Origin of the sequence: Streptomyces sp. NPDC056486, from assembly GCF_042795295.1 — a bacterium.
Classification (GTDB): Bacteria; Actinomycetota; Actinomycetes; order Streptomycetales; family Streptomycetaceae; genus Streptomyces.
On record NZ_JBHTSF010000004.1, the window covers coordinates 111,088 to 125,991 of the forward strand.

Below are 14,904 nucleotides of genomic sequence, written 5' to 3' on the forward strand. Positions count from 1 at the left end.
TGGGAAGGCATCGCGTCGCAGAGCGTTACCGTTCCGGGAGGCGTGTTCTACGGACTCAGCGCGCGGGACTGACCGCCGCGAGCTGCCTGCCTTCGGCGTACGTGTGGGCGGCGACGGGCAGCTCGGCGGCGCGACCGCTCAGGATCACCGTCAGGCCGCCTTCCGTGCCGGTGCCCGGGCCGGGGAGCTCTCCGGTCCTGCGCAGCGCCTGGGCGGCGACCGCTCCGGCGGAGCCGTGCAGGACGAGGGGCGGAAGATCGGGCTGCTGGAGGGCCGCGCGGATGCGTTCCCCGACCAGTTCGTAATGGGTGCAGCCCAGGACGACGGCCCTTACATCGCGCGGGGTGAGGGCCGCCGCGGCGGCGACCGCCCTGTCGATGGCGGCCTCGTCGGCGTACTGCACGGCGTCCGCGAGGCCGGGGCAGGGCACCTCCGTGACGCCGACACCGCCGGCGAACTCCTCGATGAGGCCGCGCTGGTAGGGGCTTCCGGTGGTGGCGGGAGTGGCCCAGATGGCGATGGGGCCGCCGCCGGCCGCGGCCGGCTTGATCGCCGGTACGGTCCCGATGATGGGCAGGTCCGGTTCGAACCGGGCGCGCAGGGCGGGCAGGGCGCGCACGGACGAGGTGTTGCAGGCCACGATCAGCGCGTCGGGGTGGTGGGCGGCGGCCGCCTCGGCGATGGAGAGCGAGCGCTGGATGACGTCCTCGGCCGAGCGCGGGCCCCAGGGCAGTCCGTCGGGGTCCGACGACAGGACGAGATCGGCGTCCGGCCGCAGGCGACGTACCGCCACCGCGGCGGGGAGCAGGCCGATACCGGAGTCGATGAGCGCGATCTTCACCCGGTCACCATAGTCGATCGGCCTCCGGCGCCCGGTGCCGTGGGGCAGACTGCGGCGGATGAGCGCCGTTGTGTGGACCGCCGCCGGATCTCTTGTCGCCTGGCTGTGGCTGCTGTTGGGACAGGGTTTCTTCTGGCGCACGGACCTGCGTCTGCCGCCCCGCGGCGAACCGGAGACCTGGCCCTCGGTCTGCGTCGTCGTCCCGGCCCGTGACGAGGCCGCCGTGCTGCCCGAGAGCCTTCCCTCGCTGCTTGCCCAGGACTACCCCGGGCAGGCCGAGATCTTCCTTGTCGACGACGGGAGTTCGGACGGCACGGGGCAGCTGGCCCGCGCGCTCGCCGACCGGCACGGCGGCCTGCCGCTGACCGTCGGTTCACCGGGTGAGCCGCCGCCGGGCTGGACCGGCAAGCTCTGGGCCGTGCGGCACGGCATCGACCTGGCACGCGCGCGTGGGCCCCGGTATCTGCTGCTCACCGACGCGGACATCGCCCATGAGCCGGACAGTCTGCGGGAGTTGGTCGCGGCGGCGGAGACGGCCGGATTCGACCTTGTCTCGCTGATGGCCCGGCTGCGCGTCGCGAGCAGGTGGGAGCGGCTCGTCGTCCCGGCGTTCGTGTACTTCTTCGCGCAGCTGTATCCGTTCCGGTGGATCGCCAAGAAGGGCTCGCGCACGGCCGCGGCCGCCGGCGGATGTGTCCTGGTGAGCGCGGAGGCCGCCGAACGCGCGGGGATCCCGGACTCCATCCGGCACGCGGTGATCGACGACGTGTCGCTTGCCAGGGCGGTGAAGCGCTCGGGCGGCCACATCTGGCTGGGGCTCGCGGAGCGCGTCGACAGCGTGCGCCCCTACCCCGGGCTCGGCGATCTATGGCGGATGGTCTCGCGCAGCGCCTACGCCCAGCTGCGGCACAGTCCCCTGGTCCTGCTCGGTACGGTCCTGGGGCTCACCCTGATCTATCTGGCGCCCCCGGTCGCGCTGGTCTTCGGTCTGGTCACCGGCCACGCGGCGCCCGCCCTGCTCGGTGGGCTCGCGTGGCTCGTGATGACGGCCACGTACATCCCGATGCTGCGCTACTACCGGCAGACGCTCTGGCTCGCTCCCCTCCTGCCGTTCACCGCGTTCCTCTATCTCCTCATGACGGTGGATTCGGCGGTGCAGCACTACAGGGGGCGCGGAGCCGCGTGGAAGGGGCGGACGTACGCCCGCCCCGATCCCGCTCCCGAGCAGCGCTGAATCACTTCCTGCCGGGCGTCCAGTTCATGCCCCAGCCGTACGCGTAGTCGATGGTGCGCTGCGGGCTCACGCCGCGCTCGGGCACCAGGTAGCGGGCCTCGCGCTGGACGAAGAGATCGCCGTTGTTGTTCGTGAGCAGCGCGAGCGCGCACACCGTGGAGGGCACCGTGCACTCGTCGAGCGAGAAGTCGATGGAGGCGCCGTGCTGCGGCTGCAGGGTCACTGTGGCGGCCAGGTCGGCGAAGCTGCGTGCGCCTTCGTAGATCGTCACGAAGATGACGATGCGCTTGAAGTCCTTGATGTGGTCGAGGTTGACCGTGAGGTTCTCGCCGCTGGCCACGGCGCCGGTGCGGTCGTCGCCGTCGAGCAGCAGGTACGGGGCCTGGTCAAGGGAGCCGAAGGCGTTGCCGAGGGCCTGGACGACGCCCTTGCGTCCGTCGGCCAGTTCGTACAGGGCGCACAGGTCCAGGTCGAGGTCCGCGTGCATCGCCACGGCCCGGCCGAGCTTGCTGGCCCAGCCCTTGAACTGCTTGCGCACCTCCCAGTTGAGGTTCACGCGCATCGCCCCGGATGTGCCGCCCTGCTTGGTCAGCGAGACGGACGGCGCGTCCTTGGTGAGCGTGACTTTGCTCAGGCGCACGGGCTGGCCGGCGGCGGACGCGGCAGCGGGAGCCTGGGCGGGCGGCGGCGGGGCCTGGACGGGGGCCGCCGGAGCTGCCGGGGCCACCGGAGCCGCGGGGGGCTGCACCGCGGCCGGTGCGGGAGGCGGCGGCGCCTGCTGCGGCTCGTCCACCGAGATCCCGTAATCCGTGGCCAGACCCTGGAGTCCGCTGCTGTAGCCCTGTCCGACGGCGCGGAACTTCCACGCGCCCTGGCGGCGGTAGAGCTCGCCCAGGACGAACGCCGTCTCCACGGTCGCGTCCTCGCTGTCGTAGCGCGCGATCTCGGCGCCGCTCGCCGCGTCGACGACCCGGATGAAGAGTCCGGGGACCTGTCCGAAGACGCCGCCGTCCGTCGAAGCCGCGAGCACCACGGTCTCGATGGCGGGCTCCACGCGCGCGAGGTCCACCACGAGCGCGTCGCTCACCCGGCCGGCGTCGGTCTTCTTGCCCTCGTGGCGCACCGCGCCCGAGGAGTGGACCGCCTGGTTGTAGAAGACGAAGTCGTCGTCCGAGCGGACCTTCCCGGAAGCGGCAAGGAGCAGAGCCGACGCGTCGGCGTCCGGCACACCTGCTCCCGCGGTCCACCCCAATTCGACGCGCACGGCAGGTGCCGGCACAGGAACATTCGAACCTTTAGGCATTGTCATGTCCGCCCCCATCGCAGTCGCCACGTCCGGCCGGGCCGCCGTCCCGTTCATGACCAACCTATTACCCGGATCCCCGAGAGGCCCACGCCCGCCGCCGACACCCCTCGCACAGCCGTCCCGTCAACCACGCGTCAACCGCCGGTAACCCGGACGGAGCGCGGCTTTTACACGATCTATACGCCGTCTTGCGACCGATTTCTCCCAAGTTCGCTCACATTGGGGAAGCCAAGTCACTACCGACGCGTAAAACAACCCTCTTATCGGTCTCCCCAACCAGCACATCAAGGGCTTAACTTATGTGTCATGACCTCCCCCCGCTCCACCTATGGCGGCGGTTACTACTCCGCGCCGTCCTTCCCGGACACTCCGATCTACGACTCCCTTGTCGCCGAGCGGGGTACTCCTCAGATCGCCCCGATCCGGGTCCCTTCCGCGTACGACACGGGTAGCCACCTGCCCGCGCTCCAGGCCCCGATCGCCGCACTGCCACCCGCCCCTTCGCACCACAACCCCGCGTACGGCTACGCGCAGCAGCCCGCACCGCTGCAGCAGGCGCCCGCGCCGTACATCCCGCAGCAGCCTTCGCCGCCGCGCGGCTACCCGGGGCCCCAGCAGCAACAGCAGCAACACCGCCCCCCGGCCGGAACGGGCTACGAGGCCATGCGCCCCGCGTCGCCCCGCCCCGCCCCGGCGACGTACGAGGATCCGTACAACCGCCCCTACCGCGGCTACTGATTCGCCCGCACGCCTCCCTGTCAGTGGCTGCTGGCAGGATGGCGGCATGCCGAATCCAGCGCTGCACTCGATCCACTTCTACCCGCTCAAGGCGGTCGGGGGACACGCTTCGCGTGAGGCCGTCGTCGAGCCCTGGGGACTCGCGGGTGACCGACGGTGGGTGCTGATCGACGGCGAGGGACGGGTCATCACGCAACGGCCGCATCCGAGCCTTGCGTTGGCCGCCGCCGAGCTCCTGCCCGGCGGCGGCATACGCATTTCCGCGCCCGGCCGCGAACCGCTGACGGTCGCCGTGCCGCCCTCCGGCGAGACCGTCACGGTGGAAATCTGGAAGAACCGGGTCGAGGCCGAACCCGCCGACGCGGCGGCGCACACGTGGTTCAGCGCCTATCTCGACATGGACGTCCGGCTCGTCCACCTCGACGACCCCGCGACCCGGCGGCCCATCGACCCCGCGTACGCCAAGGACGGCGAGACCGTCTCCTTCGCCGACGGGTTTCCGCTGCTTCTCACCACGCTCTCCTCCCTCGACGCCCTGAACTCGCTCATCGCCCAGGGCGATCACTCCGACGAGGGGCCGCTCCCCATGAACCGTTTCCGGCCGAATGTGGTCGTGGACGGGACGGCGCCCTGGGCCGAGGACGACTGGTCGCGCATCGCGATCGGCGACGTCACCTTCCGGGTGGCCAAGAAGTGCGGTCGCTGCGTCGTGACCACCACCGACCAGCGCAGCGCCGAGCGCGGCAAGGAACCGCTGCGGACGCTCGCCAAGCACCGCCGCTTCGGCGACCAGCTGGTCTTCGGTCAGAATCTGGTGCCGGAAACGACCGGATCGGTCCGGATCGGTGACCCGTTCACCGTCCTCGATTGAAGGCCCCGGCTCGGGGAACTCGAAGGCCGGGCCCGGTCGTTGAGTAGGATTGAGCAGGGATGAGAAGGGTGATTTCCCTCTCTCTTCTTCCCGCCGACGCGTGGGCCGTGCCGTTCGCGGTTAAGACGGACGCGGAAGGGGGTGCAGGACTGTGCGAGCACTCGTCGGGCTCTGGCGCTGGCGGCACAATCCGCTGCGCCGGAAGACCGACCTCGTCGAGGCCTGGGTGGCCTGCGCGGCCGTGCTGCTCATCGCCGTCGCGGCGCCGCTGGCCGGATTCGCGATCGGCGGTCTGGCGCAGGACGCCCTGCGGCAGTCGGTGCGGGAGCAGCACGAGGTGCGTCACGAAGTCGCCGGGACAGTGGTCAGGAAGCTCTCGAGGCCCCCGGTCGACCCCGATCCCGAGACGTCGTCCGCGCGTGACAGACACAGCCGTGTGCTCGCCACCTGGACGGCCCCGGACGGCACGGCGCACTCCGGCGCGGTCCTCGCCGACCTCCAGTCCCCCGACCGGGGCGACCGCTTCCGGCTCTGGACGGACGAGCAGGGCCGGGTGGTCGGCCGCCCGCTGGACGACGCGACCGCGACCACACATGCGACCCTTGCCGGATTCGGTGTCGCCCTCGCGGCCGCCGGACTCGTCGAGGGGGCAAGGCGCGTCGTCGTCTGGCGGATCGTCCTGCGCCGGTACGACCGCTGGGACCAGGCCTGGGACAAGGCGGGGCCTGACTGGGGACGGACCGGCACCGGCTCCTGAGCCGCCGATACCGCTGTCGATACCACTTCCGGGGCCGGTGAGAGACCGGCGATGACCAGGTGAGAGCCTGGCGATCGGGTCAACTCGCCCTCGCCGCGCGCGCTACGGTGGACCGGCCGAACTCTTCGGCGCCTTGCGCGAGGTCGTGAGGTCCCGCGTACGACCAGGTGGGGGCAGAGCAACTCCATGGCACAGGGCACGGTCCAGGTGACGCATACCGGCACCTCGCGATGGCGGCGCCGCACGGGCGACTACACATCGCTCGCTGCCGCCTTGGAGGCCGCGAGCGACGGGGACGTGCTCACCATCGCCCCCGGCACGTACCGCGAGAACCTCGTCGTCCAGCGGGCGGTGACGCTGCGCGGCCCGGAGGGCTCCCCCGGCTCCGTGCGCATCGCGCCCTCCGACGGGGTCCCGCTCACCGTCCGGTCGTCCGCCGTGGTGCAGGGCCTGCATGTCGAGGGGCAGGACTCGGCGGCGCCCGCGCTGCTCGTCGAGGACGGGGCGCCGGAACTCATCGACGTACGCGTGGTGACGCGTTCCGCGTCCGGCATAGAGGTGCGCGGCGGAGCCCGCCCGACCGTGCGGCGCTGCACGGTCGACAACCCCGGCGGCATCGGTATCGCCGTGCTCGACGGCGGGGGCGGTGTCTTCGAGGAGTGCGAGATCGTCTCGGCCGGGCAGTCGGGCATCGCCGTGCGCGGCGGCGCGCACCCCCGCCTCGAGCGCTGCCGGGTGCATCACGCGTCCGGCGCCGGCCTCTCGGTGACCGGTGAGCACTCGGGGCTCGAGGCGATCGGCTGCGAGGTGTACGAGGTCAAGGGCTCGGGCGTGCAGATCACCGCGCGGGCCGCGGCCCATCTGACGGACTGCGACGTGCACCGCACGACGTCGGACGGCGTCACGCTCGACACGGACGCCGTGCTCACGCTCGCCGACTGCCGGATCCACGACATCCCGGAGAACGCGATCGATCTGCGTTCCCGCTCGGTGCTCACCCTGACGCGTTCCACCGTGCGCCAGTTCGGGCGCAACGGCCTTTCGGTGTGGGACCCGGGCACGCGCGTGGACGCCAACCAGTGCGAGATCCACGACAGCACGGGCGACTACCCCGCGGTGTGGGTCAGCGACGGGGCGACCGCCGTCCTGGAGTCGTGCCGGGTGCACGACGTGCCGGACGCGCTGTTCGTCCTGGACCGCGGCTCGCGCGCCGACGTCGTCGACAGCGATCTCTCCCAGGTGCGCAACACGGCGGTGTCCGTGAGCGACGGCGCGACGGCGCAGCTGGACGACTGCCGCATCCGCGAGGCCGCCACCGGCGCGTGGTTCCGCGACCACGGCAGCGGCGGCACCCTGGCCAACTGCACGGTCGACGGCGTACAGACCGGCGTCATCGTCACCAAGGGCGCCGACCCCACCATCGAGCGCTGCACGGTCACTTCGCCCGCGGAGGCCGGCTTCTACGTCTCGGCGGGCGGCCGCGGCAGCCTGCACGGCTGCCGGGTGACCGACAGCGGAGGCTACGGCTTCCACGTCATAGACGGATGTCGTACGACGCTGAAGAAGTGCCGCACCGAGCGGTGCGCGCGCGGCGGCTTCGAGTTCGCCGAGGACGGGCCGCTCGTCGAGGACTGCACCAGCGACGAGAGCGGCGGAGTGCGGGGCGCGGTGGCCGCGGCGCAGGATTCCGCCCCGCAGACGGCCACGCAGTCCGTCGGCCTGCTCGGCGCGATTCCCGGGCAGCGCGTCACGGACCCGGCAGCCGAGAAGAACCCGGCCCCCGAGCCGCCGTCCCGCTCGTCGAAGGACGTGCTCGGTGAACTCGACAAGCTGGTCGGCCTGGACAGCGTCAAGCGCGAGGTGCGCGCCCTCACCGACATGATCGAGGTCGGGCGGCGCAGGCAGCTCGCGGGGCTCAAGGCCGCGTCCGCGCGCCGCCATCTGGTGTTCACCGGCTCCCCCGGCACCGGCAAGACGACCGTGGCGCGGCTCTACGGCGAGATCCTGGCATCGCTCGGCGTCCTGCAGAGCGGGCATCTCGTCGAGGTGTCCCGGGTCGACCTGGTGGGCGAGCACATCGGGTCGACGGCGATCCGCACGCAGGAGGCGTTCGACCGGGCGCGCGGCGGTGTGCTGTTCATCGACGAGGCGTATGCGCTCTCGCCCGAGGACTCCGGGCGTGACTTCGGCCGGGAGGCCATCGACACGCTGGTGAAGCTGATGGAGGACCACCGCGAGGCGGTGGTGGTGATCGTCGCGGGATACACGGCGGAGATGAAGCGGTTCCTTTCCGTCAATCCCGGTGTGGCGTCGCGCTTCTCACGGACCATCACCTTCGGGGACTACGCCCCCGAGGAGCTGCTCCACATCGTCGAGCAGCAGGCCGAGGAGCACGAGTACCGCCTCGACACGGGGACGGGCGAGGCCCTCCTGAAGTACTTCACGGCGCTTCCGAAGGGTCCCGCGTTCGGCAACGGCCGCACCGCGCGCCAGACGTTCGAAGCGATGGTGGAGCGGCACGCGGGGCGCGTCGCGCAGTTCGAGGAGCCCAGCACGGACGACCTCACCCTGCTGTATCCGGAAGATCTGCCAGAGCTGCCGTGACCGTCTCGGCGGGTTCGGCGGTCTGTGGGCGCGGGGCGGGTACGGCGGGCTTGAGCCGGGCAAGGAGCCGGGCGCGCTCCTCGGCGAAAGCCGGGTCGGCCTGGTAGTCGGAGTGGCCCAGGATCGGTGCGGGCAGCGGGTGTTCCGCCGTGCGGCCGTAGACCAGGGGGTCCTTGAGGGCGTCGTGGTCGACCCGCGGTCCGTCGCCGTCGGGCTCCACCCGGACGGGGCCGCCGATCGGGTCGGTGGTGCGGTACAGGTTGCGCCAGCAGTCGACCTCGCGGTGCAGTGAGCTGAGGGCGGCCGGGCCGAAGTGGGCCGGGAACCAGCGGCCGTAGAGACGCTCCAGAGGTGAGCCGTACGTGAGGAGGGCGACCCTCTTGCGGACGGAGGGCCACAGCTGCCAGGCGGCTGCGGCGGCCAGGACACTGCCCTGGGAGTGTCCGGAGATGACGAGCCTGCCGCCCGTGGCGCGCGTCGCCCGGGTCCAGGTGTGCATGCGCCAGGTGAGGTCGGGGACCGCGCGCTCGGCGTAGCAGGGCGGGGCGAAGGGGTGGGCGGCGCGGGGCCAGAACGTGCCGACGTCCCACAGGATGCCGATGGTGCGGCGTGCGGAGGGGTCGCGATAGGCGCGGCGGCCCCAGGTCACGAACAGTATGAAGCCGAAGCCGATCAGCCAGGAGCCCAGTGCCTGCGAGGTCTCGGCGGCTCCTTCGAAGAAGAGCGGCAAGCCCTGCGCGGCTTCGCTGGGCACTTCCTCGCTCACCCAGGCGCCGACGAGCGCCCCCGCGCCGAGCAGCAGCGTCACCCCTGAGGTGATGCCCACGAGCAGCGGTGCCCGGTCGGTGAGGGCGGCCCGCGCGCGTGTGCCCGCGATGCGGCGGCTGCGTGCCTCGTCCTTGGGCTCGCCCGGGTACTCGCGCGGCACGTTCGGCCGGTCGCGGCGGGCCCGCTGCCAGGTGCGGACGCCGAGCCAGCCGCAGAGTGCCGCGACGACCACGAGGAGGGGCGGGATCACTGACGCCTGCCAGGTGAGCAGCACGGGCGGGCCGTCGATGGTGCCGCCTGAGCCGGGCGCCCCCGCGCCGTCGAGCCAGTCGGCGACGCGCTGGGCGCCGCCTCCCGACATCACCCCGCCGAGCGCGCAGGACAGCATGGCGACGGCGGGTCCCGCGAAGCCCCGCAGCGCGGTGCGGGGGTCGGGGGCCGTGCGGTAGAGCGCGCGGGCGACGACCGCGAGGGTGATGACCAGGAGCCCTTGGACCAGGGCGATGCCGCCGAAGGTCGCGTTGCCCGGCAGCCTGCCCTCAGAAGTCCAGTCGGGGCGTGACCATCCGGCGTACAGGAGGGTCAGGACGAGCAGGCCGAGCGCGCCCAGGGGCAGTCGGTGGATCAGCTTCTCGTCGAGGTGCTGGTCGAGCTTGTTCTCGCTGCGGCCCCTGCGCCACACCACGAGGACGACGATGGCCCCGCCAAGGACGAGCGTCACATCGAGGATCCAGCCGAGGGCGTCGAGCAGTGCGGACCCGCCGGAGCTCCGGTCGTGGCGCGCGGCCGATGTGCCGACCGCTGCGGCAACCGTCAGGAATCCCGCGGCGGTGTGCGCGGCCCGCAGCCGGGCCACAAGGCGGCGCCCGTACCAGAAACCGGGCCTGCCGAGCGCGCCGGTTCGCCCGGCGTCCTCCTCGGGGTCGGCCTGGTGGGGCAGCGGCGTCTGGGATTCGTACGCGCTCCAGGTGCGCTGCGAGAGGTACCAGAGCAGTCCGGTGAGCGCGGCGGGGACCAGCGCGGCGAGTGCGAGGCGGCGCCCCGGCTGGCTCCACCAGCCGCCGTGCCCGGAGGCGTCAGGGGCGAGGAAGCCGAGCCAGGAGCGCTCGGCGGCGCACTCGGGGGTGCCCGCGCACTGCCAGGCCGTCAGGTCGATGGCGACCTCGCAGGCGGCGGCGACGAGCAGGACGGTGAGGGTGAGTCCGATGAGGCGCACCAGGAGGCCGTACGTACGAACTGTCTTCTTCATGCGTCGCGATGTGGGACGCATCCAGTGGGCGAGGTTGACCACCATGAACGGAAGGAGCAGGAGCCACAGGGCCCGCGAGCCGTTCCCGGAGGTCAGATTGCACCAGACGTACGCCTCGGGGACCGGCTTGCCCCGGTAGTCGTCCGGACGCTTCTCGGCGTCGGCGTCCTCGGCACGGCGGAATACCGCCGCCGTGTCGTCACCGGAGATCCGCACGGTGCTCGGATCGCCCAGCATCCTCTCGGGCGTGGTGCCCCCGACTCCGTGGACGAGGAGTTCGAGAGCCGTCTCTTCTCTGCTGTCAGCTGCCACTGTTCCGCTTCCCCCGAAGACGCGCGTACTCCCCCGAATATGCGCTTGGTCAGGGAAGAAGGCTCTCCGCTGACGGCCCCGTCCACACCCGTCATCACGTAATCTCCCCGTTCCGGGTGAACGCACGGTCTCGGGCGGTGGGCCGCCTGTCATGGGCGCATGCGAGGATGAGGCAGCGCATTTGACGGGCGCGACGCGTGTGACGGGTGTGACGAGGCAGAAGGGCCGTGACGGACGTGAGTGAGAATCAGAACCTCCTCGCGGAGCAGCGCCGCGCCTTGATCCTCGACGAGGTACGCCGCCGGGGCGGGGTCCGTGTCAATGAACTGACCCGCAAGCTGGGTGTGTCGGACATGACGATCCGCCGCGACCTCGACGCCCTCGCCCGCCAGGGCGTCCTGGAGAAGGTGCACGGCGGCGCCGTCCCGGTGGTCGAGGCGAGCACGCACGAGCCGGGGTTCGAGGCCAAGTCGGGTCTGGAGCTCAACGCCAAGGAGGACATCGCGCGCACCGCGGCCTCCCTGGTGGCGCCGGGCACGGCGATCGCGCTCTCCGGCGGCACGACGACGTATGCCCTTGCCCACCATCTTCTGGATGTGCCGGACCTGACGGTGGTGACGAACTCGGTGCGGGTCGCGGATGTCTTCCACTCCGCGCAGCGCACCTCGGGGCGGCGTCAGGGTGCGGCCACCGTGGTCCTCACGGGCGGGGTGCGCACCCCGTCGGACTCGTTGGTGGGCCCGGTCGCCGACCAGGCGATCGACGCGCTGCACTTCGATGTGCTGTTCCTGGGTGTGCACGGCATATCGGCGGAGGCCGGTCTGTCCACGCCGAATCTCGCGGAGGCGGAGACCAACCGGCGTCTTGTGCACTCGGCGCGCCGGGTCATCGTGGTCGCCGACCACACCAAGTGGGGCACGGTGGGCCTGAGTTCGTTCGCCACCCTGGAGCAGGTCGACACCCTCGTGACGGATGCCGGACTGCCCGCGGAGGCGCGGGGAGAGATCGCCGAGCATCTACGGCGCCTGGTGGTCACCGGCGAGCCCGATGAGCCGGGGCCGGGGCCGGGCGAACAGGACGAGCACGGCGAGAGCATCGGGCAGGCGGAGAACGCCGGGAGCACCGCAGACATCTGACGGCCCGCCAGCTATGGTGACGGTGGCCGTTCAACCACCCGATTCCGCTGGGGGCTGAGCTAGATGGCACGCCGACTGAGGCCCGTGGGGCTCGAGTTCACCGAGTCCGCTCCATTGCGTCTGGTCTTCGCCCGTGAGGTGAGCGCACCTCCGGAGACCGTGTACCGCGCTCTCGCCGACGACATGACCGACTGGCCCGAGTGGTTCACGGCGGTCACGCTGTGCCGACCCATCGACGGCCCGGACGGCGGCAAGGGCCGCGAGGTCAGGCTCAAGGGCGGCACCCGCTTCTGGGAGACGATCGTGGCCGCCGACCCGGCAGAGCGGTACGCCTATCGCGTCGACGAGTCGAACGCTCCGGGCCTGCGCGCCCTCCTCGAGGAGTGGCGGCTCACCCCGGCCGGTACAGGCACCCGCGTGCAGTGGACGTTCGCCGCGGACGGCGCGGCACTCTTCCGCTTCACCCTGAAGCTCGGCAGGGCGGGCATGGGCCGGGCCTTCCGCGATGCCGTCACGAACCTCGACCGACGTCTGGCCGCGACCAACGCCTGAGCCCCGCACCGGAGTTGAGCGCTGCTAGCTCCAGGTGCCGGTCGCGAGGAGCGTCTTGATCGAAGCCGCGTACGCCGTGATGTCCAGACCCTGTCCGGCCAGCCACGCGTCCGAGTAGTACTTGTCCAGATAGCGGTCACCCGGGTCGCAGAGGAGCGTGACGACGCTGCCCGTGCGGCCCTCGGCCACCATCTCGGCGACGATCTTCAAGGAACTCCACAGTCCGGTTCCGGTGGAGCCACCCGCCTTGCGGCCGATCGCCTCCTCCAGGGCACGTACGGCGGCGACGCTCGCCGCGTCCGGCACCTTCATCATGCGGTCGATCGCACCGGGTACGAAGCTCGGCTCCATCCGGGGCCTGCCGATGCCCTCGATGCGGGAGCCGCAGTCGCTGGTGGCGTCCGGGTCGTGGTGGGTCCAGCCGTCGAAGAAGCACGAGTTCTCCGGGTCGGCGACACAGAGCCGGGTGTCGTACTGCATGTAGTGGACGTAGCGGGCAATGGTCGCCGACGTGCCGCCCGTGCCCGCCGTGGCGACGATCCACGCGGGTTCCGGATAGCGCTCCAGCTTCATCTGCTGGTAGATCGATTCGGCGATGTTGTTGTTGCCGCGCCAGTCCGTGGCCCGCTCCGCGTAGGTGAACTGGTCCATGTAGTGGCCGCCGGTCTCGACGGCCAGGGCGGCCGATTCGGCGTAGATCGTGCGCGAGTCGTCCACAAAATGACATCGGCCGCCGTGGAATTCGATCAGACGGCACTTCTCGGCACTGGTCGTGCGGGGCATCACCGCGATGAAGGGCACCCCGATCAGCTTCGCGAAGTACGCCTCGGAGACGGCTGTCGAGCCGCTGGACGCCTCGATGACCGGCCGCCCTGGCCGGATCCAGCCGTTGCAGAGCCCGTAGAGGAAGAGCGAGCGGGCCAGACGGTGCTTGAGGCTGCCGGTCGGGTGGGTGGACTCGTCCTTGAGATACAGGTCGATGCCCCAGTGCTCCGGCAGCGGGAAGCGCAGCAGGTGTGTGTCGGCGGAACGGTTGGCGTCGGCCTGGACCTTGCGTACGGCTTCTTTGAGCCAGACCCGGTACTCCGCGTCGCTGCGGTCCACGTCGAGTGTGGCCATCGGTTCATCGGCTTGTTCCTGCTGTGTGGTGCTCACCGCGCGGCTCCTTGGCGTCAACCCGGCCGCGCTCCGAGCGGGCCGGAAGCCTCGATCATATGCACCTTCCGCACGCTTCTCACCTGCATAAACACACCTTTGAGCACCTCAAAGGCACACCTGGCTCAGACGGCTGAAACATCGGCAAGGCACACTGGATAGTGGAAGGCGTCCATTTGTGACCACGTCTTCATACGCACTGGTGCTCGCCGCCAGGTGCGTGCAGACTGCACCGCACGGGACGGCGGTCTCGTACGGAACGACCAACCGAATCGCTCAAGGGGGCGGAACGTCATGGCGGAGCCGGATTTCACGGCCACAGGCGTGCAGATCGGACGACGGCTACGCTCCCTCACCCGGGCGGGTCAAATCCGCATCACCGACGGCAGGTTCGAGCTCCTGACCAGTTACGGCCGGGAGATCGACAGCGCCCCGGTCCAGAGCGTGCGGGCCGGCAAGCCATGGTTCGCCGCCGACGACCGGGCCCTCGCCGAACTGAACGGCACGCGCTATCGACTCACCCTCGCCGATCATGATCCCGCCCCGGGCAAGTCGGGGCCACCCACGGTACGCAGGTTCATCGACGCGGTACGCAGGGCCGGAGGCCACAGGGCACGCGCCTGAGGGGCCCACCCGCTCCCGGCAGGTGCGGCGCGAGTTGCATGCCCGCACCCCCTGAGTCATTCTGGTTTCACATCACTCTGGGTTCACCGGCGATGACGCTGCGAACCAGCCCGCCGGCTACGAACAGCAGCCGGCAGACCCCGCGGCCGCTGCTGGATCCGATCGTCGCCTTCTTCCGGACCGCAATTCGGGGAGTCGCACCCGTGATCAGCCAGCCAAGCAGGTATTGCACGGTAGAGCTTCAGGCCCTGCCGTCGAGGATCGGCCAGGTCCGCAGAATCGTATCGGCGCAGTTGCGCTACTGGCATCTCGATCCCTTGATAGACCAGGCCGCGCTCGGCGTGACCGAGCTCCTGACCAACGTGCACCGGCACGCACAGCCGGACAAGGTGTGCACCGTGGAGATCGAGCTGCTGCTCGACCGCCTCACGGTCTCCGTGCACGACCACGACCCCCGCCTTCCCGAGGTGCACGACGCGGATCCGTTCGCGACCTGTGGCCGCGGGCTCGCCATGGTCGCCGCGGTCAGCGAGAGCTGGGGGGTACGCCCCCACGGTGACGCGGGCAAAGTCGTCTGGTTCACCCTCCCGGCCCCTTTGTCCGCCGTCGCACTGCCGTCCACGTTCCCGGCGTACGGCGCGGCCACGGAGGGCCCCTTCGCGGAACTCGGCGTCGGGTCGCATGCCCTCACCGACGGGCACGCGCCCGGACATGCTCCCGCCCGGTCGGCCGTTGTCGGCTGACCGGGCGGTGACAG

General features: G+C 71.1%; 13 protein-coding genes. 9 read left to right on the plus strand and 4 right to left on the minus strand.

Translation table 11 applies throughout. From position 1 onward, the window contains the following. Positions 1 to 55: 55 nt before the first annotated feature. Positions 56 to 841 carry a glutamate racemase gene (locus tag ACFQ7F_RS03825; RefSeq protein ID WP_383265566.1) on the minus strand — a complete coding sequence of 262 codons (786 nt, stop codon included), beginning with the start codon at positions 839 to 841 and terminating at the stop codon, positions 56 to 58. A gap of 58 nt (positions 842 to 899) precedes the next feature. Between ACFQ7F_RS03825 and ACFQ7F_RS03830 the strand changes: the two genes are divergently transcribed. Then, positions 900 to 2,075 carry a glycosyltransferase gene (locus ACFQ7F_RS03830; protein ID WP_383265569.1) on the plus strand — a complete coding sequence of 392 codons (1,176 nt, stop codon included), beginning with the start codon at positions 900 to 902 and terminating at the stop codon, positions 2,073 to 2,075. 1 nt (position 2,076) lies between these two features. Here the strand turns inward: ACFQ7F_RS03830 and ACFQ7F_RS03835 are convergent, their stop codons facing one another. Further along, positions 2,077 to 3,396 (minus strand): TerD family protein, encoded by a 1,320-nt coding sequence (locus ACFQ7F_RS03835; protein WP_383265705.1) that lies wholly within the window; start codon positions 3,394 to 3,396, stop codon positions 2,077 to 2,079. Positions 3,397 to 3,687: 291 nt separating this feature from the next. Here ACFQ7F_RS03835 and ACFQ7F_RS03840 point away from each other — a divergent pair, with 291 nt between their 5' ends. The 4 genes from ACFQ7F_RS03840 (at position 3,688) to ACFQ7F_RS03855 (ending at position 8,351) form a co-directional block, all read left to right on the plus strand. Further along, on the plus strand, positions 3,688 to 4,119 hold the full coding sequence (locus ACFQ7F_RS03840; RefSeq protein WP_383265572.1) for a DUF6643 family protein: 432 nt from the start codon (positions 3,688 to 3,690) through the stop codon (positions 4,117 to 4,119). 46 nt (positions 4,120 to 4,165) lie between these two features. Continuing rightward, on the plus strand, positions 4,166 to 4,990 hold the full coding sequence (locus ACFQ7F_RS03845; RefSeq protein WP_383265574.1) for an MOSC domain-containing protein: 825 nt from the start codon (positions 4,166 to 4,168) through the stop codon (positions 4,988 to 4,990). Between the two features lie 151 nt (positions 4,991 to 5,141). Beyond that, complete coding sequence (locus tag ACFQ7F_RS03850) at positions 5,142 to 5,747, plus strand: hypothetical protein (protein WP_383265577.1); 606 nt, start codon at positions 5,142 to 5,144, stop codon at positions 5,745 to 5,747. 186 nt (positions 5,748 to 5,933) lie between these two features. After that, on the plus strand, positions 5,934 to 8,351 hold the full coding sequence (locus ACFQ7F_RS03855; RefSeq protein WP_383265578.1) for a right-handed parallel beta-helix repeat-containing protein: 2,418 nt from the start codon (positions 5,934 to 5,936) through the stop codon (positions 8,349 to 8,351). Here the strand turns inward: ACFQ7F_RS03855 and ACFQ7F_RS03860 are convergent. After that, positions 8,311 to 10,680: a hypothetical protein gene (locus ACFQ7F_RS03860; protein ID WP_383265581.1), complete on the minus strand. Its 2,370-nt coding sequence runs from the start codon at positions 10,678 to 10,680 to the stop codon at positions 8,311 to 8,313. The genes ACFQ7F_RS03855 and ACFQ7F_RS03860 overlap by 41 nt on opposite strands. A gap of 236 nt (positions 10,681 to 10,916) precedes the next feature. Here ACFQ7F_RS03860 and ACFQ7F_RS03865 point away from each other — a divergent pair, with 236 nt between their 5' ends. Both ACFQ7F_RS03865 and ACFQ7F_RS03870 read left to right on the plus strand, forming a co-directional pair. Then, on the plus strand, positions 10,917 to 11,816 hold the full coding sequence (locus ACFQ7F_RS03865) for a DeoR/GlpR family DNA-binding transcription regulator (protein WP_383265584.1): 900 nt from the start codon (positions 10,917 to 10,919) through the stop codon (positions 11,814 to 11,816). A gap of 63 nt (positions 11,817 to 11,879) precedes the next feature. Next, complete coding sequence (locus ACFQ7F_RS03870) at positions 11,880 to 12,368, plus strand: SRPBCC family protein (RefSeq protein WP_383265586.1); 489 nt, start codon at positions 11,880 to 11,882, stop codon at positions 12,366 to 12,368. A gap of 24 nt (positions 12,369 to 12,392) precedes the next feature. Here ACFQ7F_RS03870 and ACFQ7F_RS03875 read toward each other — a convergent pair whose 3' ends face one another. Beyond that, complete coding sequence (locus tag ACFQ7F_RS03875) at positions 12,393 to 13,487, minus strand: PLP-dependent cysteine synthase family protein (RefSeq protein WP_383265708.1); 1,095 nt, start codon at positions 13,485 to 13,487, stop codon at positions 12,393 to 12,395. A gap of 330 nt (positions 13,488 to 13,817) precedes the next feature. Here ACFQ7F_RS03875 and ACFQ7F_RS03880 point away from each other — a divergent pair, with 330 nt between their 5' ends. Continuing rightward, positions 13,818 to 14,147: a hypothetical protein gene (locus tag ACFQ7F_RS03880; protein WP_383265589.1), complete on the plus strand. Its 330-nt coding sequence runs from the start codon at positions 13,818 to 13,820 to the stop codon at positions 14,145 to 14,147. 203 nt (positions 14,148 to 14,350) lie between these two features. Continuing rightward, on the plus strand, positions 14,351 to 14,890 hold the full coding sequence (locus ACFQ7F_RS03885) for an ATP-binding protein (protein WP_383265592.1): 540 nt from the start codon (positions 14,351 to 14,353) through the stop codon (positions 14,888 to 14,890). The last annotated feature ends 14 nt before the right edge of the window (positions 14,891 to 14,904 follow it).

Bases quoted from the DNA above. Each gene is read 5' to 3' on its own strand.
- ACFQ7F_RS03830 (WP_383265569.1), top strand. From the start codon at position 900: ATGAGCGCCGTTGTGTGGACCGCCGCCGGATCTCTTGTCGCCTGGCTG.
- ACFQ7F_RS03835 (WP_383265705.1), bottom strand. From the start codon at position 3,396: ATGGGGGCGGACATGACAATGCCTAAAGGTTCGAATGTTCCTGTGCCG.
- ACFQ7F_RS03840 (WP_383265572.1), top strand. From the start codon at position 3,688: ATGACCTCCCCCCGCTCCACCTATGGCGGCGGTTACTACTCCGCGCCG.
- ACFQ7F_RS03845 (WP_383265574.1), top strand. From the start codon at position 4,166: ATGCCGAATCCAGCGCTGCACTCGATCCACTTCTACCCGCTCAAGGCG.
- ACFQ7F_RS03855 (WP_383265578.1), top strand. From the start codon at position 5,934: ATGGCACAGGGCACGGTCCAGGTGACGCATACCGGCACCTCGCGATGG.
- ACFQ7F_RS03870 (WP_383265586.1), top strand. From the start codon at position 11,880: ATGGCACGCCGACTGAGGCCCGTGGGGCTCGAGTTCACCGAGTCCGCT.
- ACFQ7F_RS03875 (WP_383265708.1), bottom strand. From the start codon at position 13,487: ATGGCCACACTCGACGTGGACCGCAGCGACGCGGAGTACCGGGTCTGG.
- ACFQ7F_RS03880 (WP_383265589.1), top strand. From the start codon at position 13,818: ATGGCGGAGCCGGATTTCACGGCCACAGGCGTGCAGATCGGACGACGG.